The sequence below is a fragment of the Rhodopila globiformis genome, assembly GCF_002937115.1.
Taxonomy (GTDB): domain Bacteria; phylum Pseudomonadota; class Alphaproteobacteria; order Acetobacterales; family Acetobacteraceae; genus Rhodopila; species Rhodopila globiformis.
Genome location: NZ_NHRY01000063.1, coordinates 28818 through 47295 on the forward strand (window position 1 = coordinate 28818; position 18478 = coordinate 47295).

Consider the following 18478-nt stretch of genomic DNA (forward strand, 5'->3'; position numbering starts at 1 on the left):
CCTTCAGGGCTGGTTGCAGCGCACTCCAACCTTTGACGACCCGGTGGTCAAGCGCGCACTGCCGGGCCGCCCGCGTATCGTCGCCGCGATGTTGGCATCGCCGGATGACGAGATCCGGAGCACCGGTTGCAGCCCATGCTGCATCGCACCATCTGCCGGGATGCATTCACGGCCAATAAGGAAGACAATGTCATATACATCAGGCAACACCACCAGCAGCGCGTTCCCCATCCTGGATATGATGTTGCAGATGCAACAGATTGGCCTGCGGGCGATGACCCTGTACCGGCCGGTGACCTCGGCCTTCCTGGATGCCGTGGCGGACACGGAACGGGCCGCGGCCACCGACCTGGCCGGCGCCAGGCGGGGCCGCGCCTCGCGTGAGGCCGCCGGGCATGAGGCGGCCGGCGAGCGGGTGATTGCCGTCGGCGAGGAAGTCCTCAATGTCGGCACGCGGGTCGTGCCGGGAAAGACCACGCGCGTCCGCCGCGTCGTCGTGGAATCGCCTGTCCAGCAGGATGTCACGCTGCACACCGAAACGGTGGTGCTGGAGCGCCGCCGTCCGCAAACCAGCATCGGCCAGGACGTGCTGACCGAGGTGACGATCGAGATGTCGGAAACGAACGAGGTCCCGGTCGTCAGCAAGTCGGTGCATCTGGTCGAAGAGGTGCTGCTGCGCAAGGAAGTGACGGCACGAACGGAAACGATTCGCGACACCATCAAGCGCGACAAGCTGGAGATCGAGGCGCCGTCGCAATTGCCGGTGGTCTTCAACCCGGAGCAGAAACAGGACGACAGGAAGCGCCCCGGCGGGAACCAGGAGCGGAAGCAGTCCGTGGCCTCGATCCACGCGGAAGGAAAGTCCGGCGAGACCAGGGGCCAGGAACACTGAGGGACCAGGCTGAAATTACCGATCCACCGGAGCCGGCGCACCGGCCCCTCCGCGTCAAGCTGGGCGAAGGCCCACCATCCACGCCTTCCGCTGGTATAGGCGCCGTAAAATGTGGATGCCGGCACGGAGCCTGTGCCCGGTAGCCGCCATGACGGCAGAGCAGTCGCACCGGCGGTGCCCCTGTTTGAGCGTCAATGCCGGTTTGTCCGGACCATGGCGGTCGAGAAACGGTTCGGCGCCAGCCGCATGGCTGCCCGTTGGCGATCGTCTCGCCAACGGGCAGTCTTCGGTCGCCAACCGGCGCGCCGAAGGGCTCGGCCGGGCGCAGCCGCTGTCGTTACTTACAAGGAAAGCGCTCGCCCATGAACCGGATCACGCCTTCCGCCGCCGGCATCGAGCCGCGATCCGAGGCCTCGCCGACCCAGCGGGCGAACTGCGTCATGGTTTCCCGGCGGGACGGGCCCGGCCTTGGAATGCAGAACGGCTTCTTGTCGCGGGCATAGTGCCGCTCGACGTCGATCGCGCCCTGGGCGAAGCCCAGGCAGAAATTGATCTTCGCGTCCGCGGCCGGCTCGCCCGGCCTGGCGGCGCACAGCCCGGCCAGCTCCCCGGCCGTCTGGGCCCGGATATCAATTCCCTGCACGGCCCAGGCACCGGTGGTCGCCACCCCGGATGCCAGGACTGCAAGGGCCAGAAGTCGCTTCATCAATCAGCTCTCCATCAGGATATGTCACGCAGCGGATCAGCCGGCGGACGGCTTGCCGCCACCCAACGCTCCCACCCCCGGGCGCGCAACTGGCAGGCTGGGCAGGTGCCGCATCCGTATCCCCAGGCGTGACGATCGCACCGATTCCCCAGATAACAGGTATGGGTTCGTTCGAGAATCACATCTACCAGCCCCTGCCCGCCCAGGCCAAGCGCCAGCGCCCAGGTGGCCGCCTTGTCGCGCCACATCAGCGGCGTCTCAAGCACGAAGCGCCGCTCCATCCCCAGGTTCAGCGCCAGTTGCATCGCCTTGATCGTGTCATCGCGGCAGTCGGGATAGCCCGAGTAGTCCGTCTCGCACATCCCCGCGACGATCCGGCGCAGGCCGCGGCGATACGCGATGGCGGCGGCGCAGGTCAGGAACAGCAGGTTGCGCCCGGGGACGAAGGTGTTCGGCAGCCCGCCCTGCCCTATCGCGATGGCGATATCGGCGGTCATCGCCGTCTGCCCGAGGCCGCCGATGGTGGCGGCCAGGTCCACCACATGGTCCTCGCCCAGGCGGTCGCAGGCCAGCGCCTCGCGGATCGGCGCACGGCAGTCCAGTTCCACCGCGTGCCGCTGGCCATAGCGGAAGCCGACGGTCTCCACGCGCGGATACCGGGCCAGCGCCCAGGCAAGGCAGGTGGCGGAGTCCTGGCCGCCGGAGAACAGCACCAGCGCGGCGTCCTCCGTCTCGGTGTGTTGCGACGTCATGGTGCCTCTGGTCGGTCCGCCGGGGTCATCCTATCATCAGAAGCATGGACATCGATTTCAGTGAAGACGAAATCCAGCGCTATTCCCGCCACATCCTGTTGCGGGAGGTGGGCGGCACCGGCCAGGCGAAGCTGAAGGCGGCGCGGGTGCTGGTGATTGGCGCCGGCGGCCTGGGCTCGCCGCTGCTGCTCTACCTGGCGGCCGCCGGCATCGGCACCATCGGCGTGGTCGACGACGACCGGGTGGAGCTGTCCAACCTGCAGCGGCAGGTGGCGCACACCACCGACCGCATCGGCGTGCCGAAGGTCGAGTCGGCCGCGCGCGCGGCGGCGGCGCTCAATCCGGAGGTGCGGGTGGAGGCGCATGCGCTGCGGCTCGCGCCCGGCAACGCGCTGGACCTGGTCAGCCGCTACGACATCGTCTGCGACGGCACCGACAATTTCGCCACCCGCTTCCTGGTGGCCGACGCCTGCGTGCTGGCGAAGCGCACCCTGGTCTCGGCCGCGGTGCTGCGCTTCGAGGGGCAACTATCGGTGTTCAAGCCGCATCAGGGAGGCCCCTGCTACCGCTGCCTGTATCCCGAGCCGCCGCCGCCCGGCGTGGTGCCGACGTGCAGCGAGGCCGGCGTGCTGGGCGCAGTGACGGGCGTAATGGGCACGCTGCAGGCGACCGAGGTGCTGAAGGAGATCCTGGGCATCGGCGAGTCGCTGTCGGGCCAGTTGCTGGTGTGGGACGCGCTCGCCGCGCGCTTCCGCACCATCCGGCTGCGCCCCGATCCGTCCTGCGCGCTGTGCGGGCCGAATGCCAGGATCAAGGACCTGACCGCGCACGGCGTTCCGGCGGGGTCGGCCTGTGCCGTCTGAACCACTCGGCGTGCTACTGCTGTCCGGGGCGCATGACCGGGCGCATTACGCCTTCGTCGCCGCCGCCGGCGCCGCGGCGCTGGGGCGGCCGGTGGTGCTGTTCGCCACCAACGCCGGCTGCCATGCGCTGTGCCGCGACTGGTCCGGGCTGTCCGGGGCCGGGCGGGACACGGTGATACAACAGCGCGGCGTCGCCGGGCTGGAGACGCTGCGCGACGCCTGCGTGGAGATGGACGTCCGGATGATCGCCTGCGAGGCCGGGCTGCATGCCGAGGCAATCGACCCGGCCGGGTTGTTGCCGGGGGTCGAGGTGGCGGGCATCGCGACGTTTCTAACAGCGGTAGGCGCAGGGCAGGTCATCACAATCTGAGACGGCGCCAGGCAACCGCAGTGCAAAACCGACTCAGAACCTTGACCAGAAAGGCCTCGCTGAGAGTGACCGGCCTCGGTTTCCCGGTGTGCCCGGGGAGAATCCGTGCGCAGGCGCCGCGCGAAGCACCTTAATCCTGGAGGCTCCGCACGATACCGCTTCGATGGCTGCCGTTTTCCATACCTACCATGAAAATACGCTTCGGAACGCTTGTTCGCGAGCGTCATGGCCCGGCTTGTCCGGGCCACCCGTCGCGGCATAAGTGCTTGAACAGGTGGCCCGGACAAGCCGGGCCATGACGGAGTGGCACCGATCTCGCCCATTTTCGGCCATTGCGGTGCCGGCGCGCCGGCTGGCTAACTCCGTGGGTGCATTCGCGGAATCCATAATGAACCGACGCCCTAATTCGACTGTGTCAGTTTCCGCCTAACACATTGAAATCACGACGTTTTCTCGCAAACTAGAGCTCCCATAACCCATTGATAACATTGACTATCTCTCAGTTTTTGACACAGTAAGACTGGTCGCCGCCTGTCACATGCTCAGCCGCGGCGTCGGCTGTCACGAACTGGGTGAGGCTTACCTCGATAACGCCGACCGCACCCGCACCGCCGCCAACCTGAAGCGCCGGCTGCAGCGTCTGGGCTATGTCGTCGCCATTCAGCCCACGGAGGACGGGCCGCAGCCGCACCAGGCAGCCTCATAGCGGCAGCGTCCGGGGCACTATTTTCGAAGCAGGAGAGCGGGCCGTTACCCGCCTTTCGGCCTGCGACCCGAACGGGCTGGGGGAACCGGTGCGCCCCCCCGGCAGGCGCCCCTACCCCTCCACCGTCACGCCACGCTGCGTCCCCGGCACGGCGTCATGCGTATGGGCGTATTCTTCCGAGATATCCTTGTTCGTGTAGTCGCGCAGCGCCGCCGTCGCCGCCAGGCTGACGCAGGCGCAGAACACGATGAACCCGGCGACCGCGTAGCCGGAGTGGGTGCGCGCATACAGCCATGTCGCGATCAGCGGCGCCGGCCCGCCCGCGATGACCGAGGACAACTGGTAACCCAGCGAAGCGCCGCTGTAGCGCAGCCGCCCGGTGAAGCTCTCGGCGATCAGCGCCGCCTGCGGGCCGTACAGCACGTCGTGCGGAATCAGCGACAGGATGATGGCCAGGAAAACCAGCGCGATCGAGCCGGTGTTCAGCAGCGCGAAGTAGATGACGCCATAAACCCCCGTCATCGCCGCGCCGATCATGTAGACGCGCTTGCGCCCGAACCGGTCCGACAGGTGGCCCGCGTAGGGAATGGTGAAGAACGACACCAGCGAGGCGCACAGCACGGCGACCAGCAGCAGGTCGCGCGAAACCCCCAGCGCCCCGGTGCCATAGGCGAAGACGAAGGCGGTGAAGATATAGAACGGTGCCTGCTCGGCCATCCGCGCCAGGGCGGTCAGGATGATCTCCTTCGGCTGCCGGCGGATCACCTCCAGCGCCGGCGCCTTTTCCACCCGTTCCTCCTCCACCAGCCGGCGGAAGGTCGGCGTTTCCTCGATACCCAGCCGGATCCACAGGCCGATGCCGACCAACACGATGCTGATCAGGAAGGGGATGCGCCAGCCCCAGGTCAGGAAGGCGGCGCCCGCGGCCCAGCTGCACACCAGCACGGCCAGGTTCGCCAGGAACAGCCCGGCCGGCACGCCGAACTGCGGCCAGGAGGCGACGAAGCCGCGGTGCTTGCTGGTCCGCGCCCACTCCATCGCCAGCAGCACGGAGCCGCCCCACTCGCCGCCGACGCCGACGCCCTGCACGAAGCGCAGGAAGGTCAGCAGCGCCGCCCCCCAGATGCCGATGCGCGCATAGGTCGGCACCAGCGCGACCAGGCAGGTGCCAAGGCCCATCAGCACCAGGGTGGCGATCAGCGCCGACTTGCGCCCCATGCGGTCGCCCCAGTGGCCGAAGATCGCCGCGCCCACCGGGCGGGCGGCGAAACCGACGGCATAGACCCCGAACGCCTCCAGCGTGCCGGTCAGCGGGTCGGAGTGCGGGAAGAACAGCTTCGCGAACACCAGGCCGGTGACGATGCTGTAGAGGAAAAAGTCATACCACTCGATGGTGGTGCCGACCGTGCTGGCGATGATCGCGCGGCGCAGTTGACGGCGGTGCTCGGATTCCGGGAGTGGTGCCGCAGCAGGGCTGCCGGGGATCATGGAACGTTCCTCGCCGTTGAAGGCGCAGCGGCGCGCGCTGCGCATCGTGTTCCGTGACAAACGCCCGGCAGGCCGCCTCGTTCCGCCTTCCGGCGCCGGCCGGAACCAAACGAGTACATTTCCCCTGCCGTTTACGATTTCTTCATCATTTTGCGGTTCCATGCCGGGGCCACGGAAAAAATCGTGTGGCGCGATCATCCGTGGAATTGTGTCATGTGCCTCCGTCTTCGCCGCCTGGACACGCCGTTCGCAGGCCGCCCGACGGCCCGGCTCGCCGCTACGGGATGCACACGTCCCGGAAACGGTCCGCCGCTGCGTTTCCCTTTCGTCATGGCCCGGCTTGTCCGGGCCACCTGTCGCGGCACAAGTGCTGGAATAGGTGGCCCGGACAAGCCGGGCCATGACGATGGGGGAACGCTCTTGGCGCCCGGGCAAGCACTTGATTTTACGGTCATTTCCCACTCGTTTCCAGGATGTGTGCATTGCGTAGGGCTCGCCGGGCGCGGGCGCTACGGCAGACAGGCCCGGGCCGGCGCGCGCCCCGTCCTGGCGGGCAGCGGCATGGCGCGGCCGCGCGCCGCGGCGGCAGCCCGATGACCGCCGTCAGCCGGCGATGGTGGCTGCGGACCCTGAGCGACCTGCCGCTCGGCCGCAAGGTGGCGCTGATCCCCGCGCTCACCCTGCTGATGGCCAGCCTGATGCTGGCGCTGTTCGTCCATTTGGGCGTGCGCAACACCGCGGCGCTGCGCGCGCTCGACCATGCGGTGTACGAGCCGCTCAACCAGGCGCAGACGCTGAAGGACGACATCACCCGGCTGCATACGCGGCTGTTTGCGGTGCTCGCCATCGGCAACGACCGGGTCGATCCGGCGGCCCGGAAGGCCAGCGCCGCGGACCTGGCCGCGCGGCTCGATGCCACGGTGACGGCGTTCAACGCCTTCCTTGCCGGCAACGCCACGATCCCGCAGCCGCTGGCCGATCGGCTGCGGCAGGAGATGGGCACGTATGCCGCCCGGCTGCGCGAGACGGCCGGCTTTGCCGCCTCTGACGCCAGCCATGGCGCGATGCTGGCGGGCACGGCCGACGCGGATTTCGACCGCCTGCACGCCTATCTCGACGCCCTGGTACAGTTCCTGGCCGATCGGCGGGCGGCGCTGACGACGCAGGCCGTCGCCGCCAGCCTGAAGGCGCGCGAACTGATGCTGGGGCTGGGGCTGGGAACGGCGATGCTCGGCCTGCTCGGCTCGGTGGCAATCGGCCGCAGCATCGCCGGGCCGCTGCTGCGGCTGACGGTTCTGATGAAGCGCCTGGCCGGTGGCGACAGCGACTTCGTCGTGCCGGGCCGGCAGCGGCAGGACGAAGTCGGCGCCATCGCGCGGGCGATCGAGGTGTTCCGCGCCAACATCATCGCGCGCCGGGACATCGAACTCGCGCTGCGGCGCACCAACCTGCAGCTCGACGCCGCGCTGAACAGCATGCTGCAGGGGATGCTGGTCTGGGGCCCCGACTACCGGCTGCAACTGGTCAACGGCCGGTTCTTCGCCATCTGCGACCTGCCGCCACACGGCGTGCGGCCGGGCATGACGGTGGCGGAGCTGATCCAGGCCGGCATGGCGTTCGGGCTGTTTCCGGAGCAGAACCCGCGGGAGGTGCGCAGCCGGATCAACGGGCTGCTGAGCGCCCGGCGCTCGGTGCAGACCGAGATGGCGATGCGCCCCGGCCTGCGGGTGCAGGTGGCGTGCGAGCCGATGGCCAATGGCGGCGCCGTCATCACCCTGGAGGACGTCACCGAGAAGCGCCGCAACGAAGAGCAGATCGCCTTCATGGCGCACCACGACACGCTGACCGGGCTGGCGAACCGCGCCTTGTTCCGCGAATACCTGAACGCCGCGATCATGCGGCCCGGGCAACCGTTCGCCGTGCTGTGCCTCGATCTCGACCGGTTCAAGGACGTCAACGACACGCTCGGGCACGCTGTTGGCGACGAACTGCTGCGGCTGGTGGCGGGGCGGCTGCGCCAGTGCGTGCGGGATGGCGACATCATCGCGCGCCTCGGCGGCGACGAGTTCGCCATCGTGCTGAACAGCGCGGCCGGCGGCGCGGCATTGGCGGTGTCGCTCGCCGAGCGGCTGATCGACTCGATCGGCGCGCCGTACGAGGTGCAGGGCCATTCCATCGTCATCGGCGTCAGCATCGGCATCGCACTGGCGGAACCGGACCTGCCGGGCGCCGAACTGCTGAAGCGCGCCGACGTGGCGCTGTACCGCGCGAAGGAGGAACGCGGCACCTTTGCCTTCTTCGAAACCGGCATGGACGAGGACCTGAGGGTGCGGCTGGGGCTGGAGGCGGACCTGCGGCTGGCGATGCAGCGCAACGAGTTGGCGCTGCACTACCAGCCGCTGTACAACTTCGCCGCGGACCGCATCACCGCCGTCGAGGCCCTGCTGCGCTGGAACAGCCCGGCCCGCGGCAGCGTCCCGCCGGCGGAATTCATCCCGCTGGCCGAGCAGACCGGCCTGATCGCGCCGATTGGCCAGTGGGTGCTGCGCACTGCCTGCGCCGAGGCGGTAACGTGGCCCACGACGGTGCGGGTGGCGGTGAACCTGTCGCCGGCGCAGTTCCGGCACCAGCAACTGGTGGCGATCGTGCGCGACACCCTGGCGGAGACCGGGCTGCCGGCCGATCGGCTGGAGCTGGAAATCACCGAAACCGTGCTGCGCCAGGATACCGAGGCGGTGATGGCGACGCTGCACGGCCTGCATGAGCTGGGCGTGCACGTCTCGCTGGACGATTTCGGCACCGGCTATTCGTCGCTGAACTACCTGCGGCGCTTCCCGTTCGACAAGATCAAGATCGACCGGTCGTTCGTGGGCGGCCTGATGCTCGTGCCGGCCGAGGCGGCGTGCGACGACACCGTCATGGTGGCGGCCAAGAGCGCGGCGATGATCGTGCGCGCCATTACCGGGCTGGGCGAGAACCTGGGCATCGCGACGACGGCGGAAGGGGTGGAGACGGCACAGCAGTTCGCCCAGATCCGCCACGAGGGATGCACCGAGGTGCAGGGCTACTTCATCAGCCCGCCGCGGCCGGCGGCGGAGATCGAGGCGCTGCTGCGCCGGCTGGACGCAACGCTGCCGATGCTTGCCGGCGGAGAGGATGCATCAGCAAGATGCGAAGCGTAGCGGTGATGGATTGGACCGGCTTCGAGGCCGATGGCCAGACCACGATCATGCTGTCGCTGATGACCCGGCACGGCCGGCATAGGCGTCCATTGCCCACCGGATGAGGACGGAGCGGTGTCGCCAATCATCACGAGCACGCGCAAGGGCGGCAAATCCCTGGAGGTCGCTCTGCTTCAGAAGCTGATTCACGAGTTTTGTCGGAAGGAAGGTATTTTCGGGATCAACCAGTTGCCGGACGCCTCTCAGAAGCTTATGTGGATTGCCCCCGTGTCAACCGCCAATGGCCCGCCAGCGTTACGCAGCCCAGCGTTACGCAGCCCAGCGTTACGCAGCAATGTCGGTTCATGCAGTGCGGCATGGCGCACGTCAAAGCGGCAGACGCACGGGCACAGGCAGATCCGTTCCCACCCATCCTGTCTTTCCGGATTCGCCCCTTTTTCGTGAGTCCGCTCATTGTTTATCAATGAGTTGGACGAAAAAGTTTTCACTACAGAGGCTGATCCCGTTCCGATGGATGCGGCAATACCGCTTGCGCTCTGTACAGGTGGATTTCGTCGGCCTTTTTTCGCTCGGCCCGCCACGACGACATGCCTGTTCAAGTCTGGCCGACGGAACACACGCCTGGGAACAACGTAAGTCTTCACTACAGCCATTTTCGGCTCACCTGTCAAAAATTAGCGCAAAATATCAACCACTTACCATGTCTAAATCGAACCAAATCCGCATTTCGGGGGTCGCATCCGGAAAGACGGGTCAGCCAGCCGGTGCCGGCACCGCGATGGCGGAAAATGGGCGAGGTCCGTTGCCTCACCGTCATGGCCGGGCGTGTCCCGGCCATCCACCCCCACCGTTGAAGCGCAGATGGCCAGGACACGCCCGGCCATGACGATGGGGAGACGACCAGGCTCCGTCCTGCCATCGGCGCCTGCGGGTCCGCATTTTCATAGGAGGACCGCAGCGGGCCAAAAATGGAAATTCATGGCGCCATCCGCACCAACCCGCGCGCTGTCCCCCTGACCCTCCGCGGCCCTCCGCAACCCTCAGTTCCTTCTCCGTGCGAACCAAAATACCCCATCAACCACGCTTTCCCCGCCGGTGAGGCACCATCCCGGCCTGCGGCCAAGCCGGACCAGAAGCCCCCACGCACTCATCCACGCGGTGCCGGTTTTCACCCAGACCGCAAGCCACTCTCAAACGCCACTTTCCGCGTTCCGGCCCGCATGGGCCTACTGGCGGGTAGCCTCATGCTCCTGTATAGACCGCCAAGCTTCCGCATCCGGCAACGATCCGTGACGGCGCCATACCCGCAACCGACAAGGAAGAGCGAACCAATGTCCGAGACTGCAACGCCGGCCAGACCTGCGTCACAACAAACCGAGCATTTCGACGTGCTGATCGTCGGGGCCGGCATTTCCGGCATCGGCGGCGCCTATCACCTGACGCAGCAATGCCCCGGCAAGAGCTTCGTCGTGCTGGAGACGCAGGACCATTTCGGCGGCACGTGGTGGACCCACCGCTATCCCGGCATCCGCTCCGACAGCGACCTGCACACCTTCGGCTATCGCTTCAAGCCGTGGACCAGCGCGCCGATTGCCACCGCCGAGGAAATCCTGTCCTACATGGGCGAGGTGATCGAGGAAAACGACCTCGCGCGGCACATCCGCTACCACCACCGGATCGACAAGGCGAGCTGGTCCAGCACGGAGAACCGGTGGACGCTGGAAGTGACGCGGACCGACAGCAACGAGACCGTCCGCCTCACCGGCAATTTCCTGTGGATGTGCCAGGGCTATTACCGGCACACGGACGGCTACACGCCGCACTGGGACGGCATGGAGACGTTCAAGGGCCGCATCGTGCATCCGCAGACCTGGCCCGAGGACCTGGACATCGCGGAAAAGAACGTGCTGGTCATCGGCTCCGGCGCCACCGCGGCGACCCTGGTGCCGGCGATCGCCGGCAAGTGCGCGCACGTGACGATGCTGCAGCGCTCGCCAACCTATTTCATCACCGGCCGCAATGCGATCCCGCTGGCCGAGGAGCTGCGGGACCTGCAGGTCGACGAGGCGTGGATCCACGAGATCGTGCGCAAGAAGATCCTGCACGACCAGGACACGTTCACCCGCCGCTCCTTCACCGAGCCGGAAAAGGTGAAGCAGGAACTGCTGGCGATGATACGCGCCGAGCTTGACCCCGGCTACGACGTGGAGACGCATTTCACGCCGCGCTACCGGCCCTGGCAGCAGCGCATCGCGTTCGTGCCGGACGCGGACCTGTTCAAGGGAATCCGGTCCGGCCTGGCATCGGTCGTGACGGGCGAGATCGAGCGGTTCACCGAGACCGGCGTGCAGTTGAAATCGGGCGAGACGCTGGCGGCCGACATCGTCGTCACGGCGACCGGCTTCAACCTGAGCGTGCTGGGCGACATCGCGTTTACCATCGACGGCAAGCCGATGGCGTTCGCCGATACGGTCACCTATCGCGGCATGATGTTCACCGGCGTGCCCAACCTGGTGTGGGTGTTCGGCTATTTCCGCGCCAGCTGGACGCTGCGGGCGGACCTGGTGGCGGATTTCGTCTGCCGGCTGCTGAACCACATGGACAGGAAGGGCGCGTCCCGCGTGACGGTGGCGCTGCGGCCCGAGGACCAGGACATGCCGTTACTGCCGTGGATCGACACCGAGAACTTCAATCCCGGCTACATGCTGCGCGGCATGCACCTGCTGCCGAAGCGCGGCGACAAGCCGGAATGGGCGCACACGCAGGATTACTGGAAAGAGAAGGACGAGATTCCGGCGATCGACCTGGATGATGCGGCGTTCGTGTACGGGTGAGCAACGCGAGGCTTTCGAGCCCGAGAGTGGGGGCCTCTTGTTGCGGCATGCCGCGGTCGGGGATGGCGCCTCACCGGCGGGGACAGCTTGGTTGATGGCGTATTTTTGTTCGCACAAAGAAGAAGCCGAGGGTCATGGAGGGCCGCAGGGGATCAGGGGGACAGCGCGCGGGTTGGTGCGGATGCGGCTGTTGTGGCAGGCGGTTTCATCGATCCCGTCCCGCGGCGACGCCTGGCGGCGCATCGCCCGGCAGATCTGGTCGCGACGCACGCCGCGCGCAGCCCCATGACTTCGTCCCTGTGGCCCTCCGTAGTCCTCTGCTTTCCTCTGTGGTTGCATATCTGGACGATCATGCCGCACGCCCGCCGCCCTGGGCGCTGCCCAGCCGAACAGGACGCGGTCTGATCGGCCCGGCAACGACCGCGCCCGCCGGCGTCACTCCAGCAGCAGCGGCAGGTATCGCGTCAGCAGCCCGTCGTGGTCCCGCAACTCGTGCACGATGGTGAAATGGTTCGCTCCCGGCACGGGGATCAGCGGCCCCGGCCTGTGCGCCGCCGCGCGCCGCGTGTGCAGGTCCCGGCTGTCGGCGACCAGCGGCGGCAGTTCCGCCGTGCCGTACGCGATCGCCAGCGTCTTGTTCACCGGCGGCAGCCGCAGCGGCGACAGAGTAACGATTTCCTCGTCGGTCAACCGCAGCTTCTCGTTCAGGTAGGTGTCGCGCAGCGGCCCGAGCTCGAACACGCCCGAGATCGCCAACCCCGCCTTCACCAGCGGATGATCCAGGCACATTGCCGTCAGGTGCCCGCCGGCGGACCAGCCCGACAGCACCACCGGCCCGTTGATCCCGTGCGCCGGCCCATGCGCCGCCAGCCAGTCCAGCGCCGCGGTGATCTCCGCCACGATCCGGGTCAGCGAGGCGTCCGGCGCCAGCGTGTAGCCGGGCAGCGCGGCGGACCAGCCGCGCCCGTGCGGGCCGGCGACCAGGTTGGCGAACTGTTCCTTGCTGTTGCGCTGCCAGTAGCCGCCGTGGATGAACACGATGCACGGCGCGTCGGGATCCGCCACCGGGAACAGGTCCCAGGTGTTGCGCGCCGCCTTGCCGTAGCGCAGGTCGAGGTGCAGCGGGTTGGTGGTGCGGAACACGGTCGAGGCAACCTCGCGCGCCGCGTTCAGCACCGGGCTGTCCGGCACATGCGTGCTGTTGTCGTAGGCTGCGTCGCGCTCGGCCTGGCTCAGCAGGCCCCAGTTCGCCATGAAGCTCATGCGTTCGCCTTCCGATGTCCGTCCATGACCGGAGGACCGCGGAAGCGCATCACAGCAGCCGATCGGCCCGACGCGGTGCGGGCAGACGAACTCATGCCACGCCGTCCGTCCGGGACGAACGGCGCCGATCGGCTGGTGCCTGGCGTGCCAGGCGGGGGGTATGGCTTGCGCGGATCGCTCATGCCGGGATGATGGCCGGGACCGGCGGCCGGTTCAAGCAGGCATCAACCGGAGCGCCGGTCCGATGATGCGACCCGCGGGCGCAGCCTATTGTTGCCGGATGTTGTTGTTTCCTTCGGACGAGCCGGACTGTTGCGAATCGTTCTGGGCCTGCTGGTGGTTCGGCTCCTTCAGGGCGGTGACCGCCTCGACGCTGTCAGGGCTGATCTGCATCAGCACCGGTTCGCCCTGGTGGTTGATGGCATGCACGACGAAGGTCTCGGGCTCGATGCGGATGTGCGAGAAGCCAGCCTGCTTCAGTTCCTGGGTCAGCATCTGGCGTGGGCTCTTGCCGGACTGCATGGCCTGGTTCTGGCCCTGCATCGCGGAGGTTCCGTTATGATCCTGCCCCTGCATGGACGAGTTGTCGTTCTGGCTTTGCATCGCGGAACTTCCGCTCGGGCTCTGGCCCTGTGTGGCCGAGTTCCCGTTGTGATGCTGGTTTTGCGCGAAGGCCGGCAGCGCGAACAGGGAGCCGCAGGCGGCCAGTATCACGAGGTGATGGGTACGCACGGGTTCATTCTCCTATAACCGGTTGGGTAGCCCCCGCAGAACGGCGCCCCGCCGGCCGCTGTTTCCTGACCTCGCCGTTACAACGTGGCCAGAAAGGCAACTCAGGCCTTTTCCGGCAATGGAATCCCGGTCAGCGCCTGCCAGACCCGAATCACGAAGGCGTCGTCCTTGCCGCCCTGCCCGTTCGCCGCCGCGGCCAGGAACAGCTGATGCGCCGCGGCGGCCAGCGGCAGCGGGAAGGTCAGCGCCCGCGCCTGGTCCAGCACGATGCCCAGGTCCTTGACGAAAATGTTCACCGCCGACAGCGGCGTGTCGTCGCCGGCGAGGATGTGCGGCACGCGGTTCTGCCACATCCACGAACTGCCGGCGGATTCGGAAATTACCTTGAACAGCGTCTCAGGCTCCGCCCCGGCGCGGATGCCCAGCGCCAGCGCCTCGGCCGCGGTGGCGATGTGCACGCCGGCCAGCAGCTGGTTGACCATCTTGACCGTGCTGCCGACACCGATGTCCGCGCCCAGCCGCCAGACGCGGGTGGAGATCGCCTCCAGCACCGGCTGTGCCCGGGCGAAGGCCGCCTCGGACCCCGAGGCCATCACCGTCATCGTCCCTGCCCGTGCGCCGACAGCGCCGCCGGAGACCGGGCTGTCGAGCATCAGGAAGCCGGCGTCCTCGATCTTCCGCCCCAGCGCCCGGGCCGATTCCGGCGCCACGGTGGCGCAGCACAGCACCACGCCGCCCTTCGCCAGGCGCGGCAGGCAGCCCTGCTCGCCCAGCAGCACCTGCTCGGTCTGCGCGGCGTTCACGACGAAGACGACCACCGCCTGAAGATCCGCCGGCAGCGCGTCGGGCGAGTCCACCGCGGCCCCGCCGGCGGCGGTGAATGCGTCGCGGCTTTCCGCCCGCAAATCGCAGCCGGTGACGGCGTGGCCCTTGTTCAGCAGGTTCAGGGCCGCCCCCATCCCCATGGTGCCGAGACCGATGACGCCGACTTTCATCTCCGTTTGCCTCCCGCTGATCCGCTCAGCCGGAAGATTGGGCCGATCCGGCGGAGAAAAGCAAAGCCGCGGCGCTGGGGGGCGGGGTAAGCGGATGCCGCGCCGCGGCAAGCCGGCTGAGGCCCGGCCTTCGCCGCCTGTTCAATGGCGCACACCCGGGCCGCCTTGCCGGAGACAGGACGTTGGCGCATGGTGCCAATCGTCGCCCTCATCGCGGGATGCCGGCCGAGAGGCGTTCGACCAGGCAAGGGACGCGCCGATGACGCAACGGTTTCCAGGGCCCGCGACGCGCCTCGGCGCCTTCGGGCCGGAGATCTGGATCGCCGATGGCCCGACGGTTCCGTTCTTCGGCTTCCCCTATCCAACCCGCATGGCCGTCGTGCGGCTTACCCAGGGCGGCCTGTTCGTATGGTCGCCGATTGCGCTGACGGCGGACCTGAAGGCCGAGGTCGAGGCGCTCGGCAATCCCCGGTTCCTCGTCTCGCCGAACAAGCTCCATCACCTGTATCTCGCCGAATGGAAGACGGCCTATCCGCGGGCGACGCTGTTCGCCTCGCCCGGCCTGCGCCGCCGCCGCAAGGACCTGGCGTTCGATGACGACCTGACCGACACGCCGGACCCTGGCTGGGCCAGGGAGATCGACCAGGTTCTGTTCAAGGGCAGCGTCGCGATGACCGAGGCGGTGTTCTTCCATCGCGCCAGCCGGACCGCGCTCTTTGCCGATCTCATTCAGAACCTGCCGCATGACTTCGTGAAGGGATGGCGCGGCGTCCTGGCCCGCCTCGGCGGCATCGTCGAGCCGAACCCCGGCGCGCCGAGCGACTGGCGGACGATTTTCCTCGACCGCAAGGCCGCACGCCGGGCGCTCGCGCGCATCCTCGCCTGGGACATCGAGCGCGTCATCATCGCCCACGGCACGCCGGCAGAGCAGGACGGACAGGCCTTCGTGCGCCGCGCCTTCGCCTGGCTTGCCGGGCCCGCGGCGCAACGCCACGCAACCGAGCGGAACGATGATCGAGATTTTGAAGGACTTCCCGGCTGACGCGGTCGCCGTCAGATGCAGCGGCTTCGTCGGCAAGTCTGACTACGACCAGATGCTCATACCGGCGGTCCGGCAGGCGCTGGCGGCCAACGAGCAGTTGCGGCTTTATTACGAGATCGCCCCCGATTTCTCCGGCATTTCGCCGGGCGCCATGTGGGAGGATTTCTGGGTCGGCATGCGCCATCTGACACGCTGGAAACGGATAGCGGTCGTCACCGACGTTCCTTGGATCGGGCAGATGGTCCACATGTTCGGCTTCCTGATGCCCGGCGCGACGAAGGTGTTTCCGATCTCCGCAACGGCCGAGGCGCGTGCCTGGCTTGCGAGCGAGGCCTGATGCCAACCGGCGCGGCTGCTCTGTCGTCATGGCGGCTACCCGGAACAAGCCCGGGCACAGGCTCCGGGCGGCCATCCACGCCTGTCCGCAGCTTCAACACCGTAGGGCGGGGCCGGCCGCCATGACGGGCTGAACCAGGCGTCCGGCACCGCATTTTCGAAGCCGTGCAGTCCCCCACCCCGCCCGCAGGCACCACGATGGATGAAAATGGCAGGCGCCGTTGCCCCACCGTCACGGCCGGTGCCGGCTTCACCGGCGGCAATCAAGCGAACACGGAGTTTCACGGTGTTTGCACGGAGTTGCACGGAGGAAGTGGATATTGCCCTTCGCGCGAAGCGCCTGAAATCCTCGGACGCTGCCACAGGGGCGACCATGCTGCGGGCGCCCCGGAAGACTCTGCGGAACTCCGTGCAAACACCGTGCAACTCCGTGTCAGCTTGATTGCGGTGGCCAACCCGCCCCCGTCCCATCCTGGTCGGCAGGATGCCCCACACCGGATGTGCGGACCACACCACGGCGACCCGGCCCAGCGCCGCCTCGGCCGGTCGCTTGCCAGCCAAACGCGTCTCCGCGACCAAGCGGCACCGTTCCCGGGCATGGCATTGGGCGCCCCCCGCACGCCGCGTCGCCGCCGCGGCAGCGGACCGCGGCGGCGGGCGAAATCCTACTGCGCCGCCTCGCCCGCCGCCACCGGTTCGGCGACGTTGGACCCGGCCATCAGGAACCCGCGCATGTTGCGGATCGCCTGCCGCAGCCGGTGGGTGTTCTCCACCAGGGCGATGCGGACGTAGCCCTCGCCGTGCTCGCCGAAGCCCAGGCCCGGCGCCACCGCCACCTTCGCCCGCTCCAGCAGCAGCTTGGAGAACTCGACGCTGCCCAGCGAGGCATACTTCGGCGGGATCGGCGCCCAGGCGAACATCGAGCCTTCCGGGCTCGGCACGTCCCACCCGGCCGCGTGCAGCCCCTTGATCAGCACGTCGCGGCGCTCGCGGTAGAGCGCGCGCATCTGCTCGACGCAGTCCTGCGGCCCGGTCAGCGCCGCCACCGCGGCCACCTGGATCGGCGTGAACGCGCCGTAGTCGAGGTACGACTTCATCCGCGTCAGCGCATTGATCAGCCGCGGGTTGCCGGCGGCGAAGCCCATCCGCCAGCCGGGCATCGAGTAGGTCTTCGACAGGCTGGTGAACTCCACCGCAATGTCCTTCGCCCCCGGCACCTGCAGGATCGACGGCGGGATCTTGTCGCCGAAATAGATCTCGGCATACGCCAGGTCGGACATAATCCAGATCTCATGCCGGCGGGCGAACGCCACGATCTCCTTGTAGAAGTCCAGGTCCGCCAGGTAGGCGGTCGGGTTCGACGGGAAATTCACGATCAGCGCCGTCGGCTTCGGCACCGAGTGCCGCACCGCCCGGTCCAGCGCCCGCAGCATGTCCTCGCCGGGGAAAGCCGGGATGCTGCGCACCGCCGCACCGGCGATGATGAAGCCGAACTGGTGGATCGGGTAGGACGGGTTCGGCACCAGGATCGTGTCGCCCGGGCTGGTGATGGCCGACGCCAGGTTCGCCAGCCCTTCCTTCGAGCCCAGCGTCGCCACCACCTCGGTCTCCGGGTCCAGCTTCACGTCGAACCGGCGCTGGTAATAGCTCGCCAGCGCGCGGCGCAACCCGGGGATGCCCTTGCTGACGGAATAGCGGTGCGAGCGCGGGTCCTGCACCGTCTCGACCAGCTTGGCGACGATGTGCGGCGGCGTCGGACTGTCGGGGTTGCCCATGCCCAGGTCGATGATGTCCTCCCCGGCGGTGCGCGCCCGGGCCTTGGCCGTGTTCACCTCGGCGAAGACGTACGGCGGCAGGCGGCGGATTCGATGGAACTCGCCGGAGGAATCGATGCTCATGACGGGCCTTTCTGGAATGGAAGACAATTATTGTAGCAAACGTAGCGACGCGCCGCGACCGGAAGCTTCAGCGTTCACCCGCACGGCGTCGGACGGCACCCCGTCCGCTTTCAGCGCATCGGCGATGGCCGTGGCGCGGGCGATGCCGACGCTCAGCGCGGCCGACTGCGCCGCCGGGTCGCTGGCGGCGGCGTCGCCATAGCCGGTGACGACGATCACGCCCTTGCCGCGCTTGCCGGCAAATGCCTTCACTTCATCCGCCGCCGGCGGCGACAGCGTGGTCGATCCCTCGACGAACACGATGGAGGCCGCCGTCACGCTGGGGCCCGCCGGCGGCATCGGTGGCGGCACCGCCGCGGCCACGCGCTCCGGACCGGCCTCGGGTGGCCGCGGCGGCGGGGCTTCGGGCAGGGCCGGCG

The 18478-nt window shown here is 68.0% G+C and carries 16 protein-coding genes; 8 read left to right on the plus strand and 8 right to left on the minus strand.

Going from position 1 to position 18478, the window contains the following annotated elements; all coding sequences use genetic code 11:
• The first annotated feature begins 187 nt into the window (after window positions 1-187).
• The gene (locus tag CCS01_RS06070; protein WP_158258252.1) at window positions 188-892 is read left to right on the plus strand and encodes a YsnF/AvaK domain-containing protein; all 705 of its coding nucleotides are present in this window, start codon (window positions 188-190) and stop codon (window positions 890-892) included.
• 337 nt (window positions 893-1229) lie between these two features.
• Here the strand turns inward: CCS01_RS06070 and CCS01_RS06075 are convergent, their stop codons facing one another.
• Both CCS01_RS06075 and queC read right to left on the minus strand, forming a co-directional pair.
• A complete protein-coding gene (locus CCS01_RS06075; protein WP_104517932.1) occupies window positions 1230-1598 on the minus strand; it encodes a Rap1a/Tai family immunity protein in 369 nt (122 codons plus the stop codon).
• Window positions 1599-1612: 14 nt separating this feature from the next.
• A complete protein-coding gene (gene queC, locus CCS01_RS06080; RefSeq protein ID WP_104517933.1) occupies window positions 1613-2350 on the minus strand; it encodes a 7-cyano-7-deazaguanine synthase QueC in 738 nt (245 codons plus the stop codon).
• 50 nt (window positions 2351-2400) lie between these two features.
• Here queC and CCS01_RS06085 point away from each other — a divergent pair, with 50 nt between their 5' ends.
• From CCS01_RS06085 to CCS01_RS33505, 3 genes are all read left to right on the plus strand, one after another.
• A complete protein-coding gene (locus CCS01_RS06085; RefSeq protein WP_193540110.1) occupies window positions 2401-3213 on the plus strand; it encodes a HesA/MoeB/ThiF family protein in 813 nt (270 codons plus the stop codon).
• A 10-nt stretch (window positions 3214-3223) separates the two neighbouring features.
• Window positions 3224-3583, plus strand: coding sequence for a DsrE/DsrF/DrsH-like family protein (locus CCS01_RS06090; RefSeq protein ID WP_239992019.1), 360 nt, complete (start codon window positions 3224-3226; stop codon window positions 3581-3583).
• A gap of 538 nt (window positions 3584-4121) precedes the next feature.
• Window positions 4122-4289 (plus strand): hypothetical protein, encoded by a 168-nt coding sequence (locus CCS01_RS33505; RefSeq protein ID WP_158258253.1) that lies wholly within the window; start codon window positions 4122-4124, stop codon window positions 4287-4289.
• Window positions 4290-4400: 111 nt separating this feature from the next.
• Here CCS01_RS33505 and CCS01_RS06095 read toward each other — a convergent pair whose 3' ends face one another.
• Window positions 4401-5822: an MFS transporter gene (locus tag CCS01_RS06095; RefSeq protein WP_204848158.1), complete on the minus strand. Its 1422-nt coding sequence runs from the start codon at window positions 5820-5822 to the stop codon at window positions 4401-4403.
• A 548-nt stretch (window positions 5823-6370) separates the two neighbouring features.
• Between CCS01_RS06095 and CCS01_RS06100 the strand changes: the two genes are divergently transcribed.
• Window positions 6371-8959, plus strand: coding sequence for a putative bifunctional diguanylate cyclase/phosphodiesterase (locus tag CCS01_RS06100; RefSeq protein ID WP_158258254.1), 2589 nt, complete (start codon window positions 6371-6373; stop codon window positions 8957-8959).
• Window positions 8960-10290: 1331 nt separating this feature from the next.
• Complete coding sequence (locus CCS01_RS06105) at window positions 10291-11793, plus strand: flavin-containing monooxygenase (protein ID WP_104517937.1); 1503 nt, start codon at window positions 10291-10293, stop codon at window positions 11791-11793.
• Between the two features lie 435 nt (window positions 11794-12228).
• Here the strand turns inward: CCS01_RS06105 and CCS01_RS06110 are convergent, their stop codons facing one another.
• The 3 genes from CCS01_RS06110 to ltnD form a co-directional block, all read right to left on the minus strand.
• Entirely contained in the window at window positions 12229-13056 is an 828-nt protein-coding gene (locus CCS01_RS06110; protein WP_104517938.1) for an alpha/beta hydrolase, read from the minus strand.
• A 267-nt stretch (window positions 13057-13323) separates the two neighbouring features.
• The gene (locus CCS01_RS06115) at window positions 13324-13770 is read right to left on the minus strand and encodes a hypothetical protein (protein ID WP_104517939.1); all 447 of its coding nucleotides are present in this window, start codon (window positions 13768-13770) and stop codon (window positions 13324-13326) included.
• A gap of 119 nt (window positions 13771-13889) precedes the next feature.
• Complete coding sequence (gene ltnD / locus CCS01_RS06120) at window positions 13890-14783, minus strand: L-threonate dehydrogenase (RefSeq protein ID WP_104517940.1); 894 nt, start codon at window positions 14781-14783, stop codon at window positions 13890-13892.
• 259 nt (window positions 14784-15042) lie between these two features.
• Here ltnD and CCS01_RS06125 point away from each other — a divergent pair, with 259 nt between their 5' ends.
• Both CCS01_RS06125 and CCS01_RS06130 read left to right on the plus strand, forming a co-directional pair.
• Window positions 15043-15825, plus strand: coding sequence for a DUF4336 domain-containing protein (locus CCS01_RS06125; RefSeq protein ID WP_104517941.1), 783 nt, complete (start codon window positions 15043-15045; stop codon window positions 15823-15825).
• A complete protein-coding gene (locus CCS01_RS06130) occupies window positions 15794-16162 on the plus strand; it encodes a SpoIIAA family protein (RefSeq protein WP_104517942.1) in 369 nt (122 codons plus the stop codon). The genes CCS01_RS06125 and CCS01_RS06130 overlap by 32 nt, the downstream gene beginning before the upstream one ends.
• 664 nt (window positions 16163-16826) lie before the next feature.
• On the opposite strand, the gene CCS01_RS06135 is transcribed toward CCS01_RS06130, so the two are convergent.
• The gene (locus tag CCS01_RS06135) at window positions 16827-18059 is read right to left on the minus strand and encodes an LL-diaminopimelate aminotransferase (protein ID WP_104517943.1); all 1233 of its coding nucleotides are present in this window, start codon (window positions 18057-18059) and stop codon (window positions 16827-16829) included.
• A 27-nt stretch (window positions 18060-18086) separates the two neighbouring features.
• A partial coding sequence (locus CCS01_RS06140) for an OmpA family protein (protein WP_158258255.1) occupies window positions 18087-18478 on the minus strand: 392 nt, incomplete at its 5' end.

Excerpts from the sequence above, each read along its gene's own strand:
- CCS01_RS06070 (WP_158258252.1), top strand. The coding sequence starts at position 188 with ATGTCATATACATCAGGCAACACCACCAGCAGCGCGTTCCCCATCCTG.
- CCS01_RS06075 (WP_104517932.1), bottom strand. The coding sequence starts at position 1,598 with ATGAAGCGACTTCTGGCCCTTGCAGTCCTGGCATCCGGGGTGGCGACC.
- queC (WP_104517933.1), bottom strand. The coding sequence starts at position 2,350 with ATGACGTCGCAACACACCGAGACGGAGGACGCCGCGCTGGTGCTGTTC.
- CCS01_RS33505 (WP_158258253.1), top strand. The coding sequence starts at position 4,122 with ATGCTCAGCCGCGGCGTCGGCTGTCACGAACTGGGTGAGGCTTACCTC.
- CCS01_RS06095 (WP_204848158.1), bottom strand. The coding sequence starts at position 5,822 with ATGCGCAGCGCGCGCCGCTGCGCCTTCAACGGCGAGGAACGTTCCATG.
- CCS01_RS06100 (WP_158258254.1), top strand. The coding sequence starts at position 6,371 with ATGACCGCCGTCAGCCGGCGATGGTGGCTGCGGACCCTGAGCGACCTG.
- CCS01_RS06105 (WP_104517937.1), top strand. The coding sequence starts at position 10,291 with ATGTCCGAGACTGCAACGCCGGCCAGACCTGCGTCACAACAAACCGAG.
- CCS01_RS06110 (WP_104517938.1), bottom strand. The coding sequence starts at position 13,056 with ATGAGCTTCATGGCGAACTGGGGCCTGCTGAGCCAGGCCGAGCGCGAC.
- ltnD (WP_104517940.1), bottom strand. The coding sequence starts at position 14,783 with ATGAAAGTCGGCGTCATCGGTCTCGGCACCATGGGGATGGGGGCGGCC.
- CCS01_RS06125 (WP_104517941.1), top strand. The coding sequence starts at position 15,043 with ATGACGCAACGGTTTCCAGGGCCCGCGACGCGCCTCGGCGCCTTCGGG.
- CCS01_RS06130 (WP_104517942.1), top strand. The coding sequence starts at position 15,794 with ATGATCGAGATTTTGAAGGACTTCCCGGCTGACGCGGTCGCCGTCAGA.
- CCS01_RS06135 (WP_104517943.1), bottom strand. The coding sequence starts at position 18,059 with ATGAGCATCGATTCCTCCGGCGAGTTCCATCGAATCCGCCGCCTGCCG.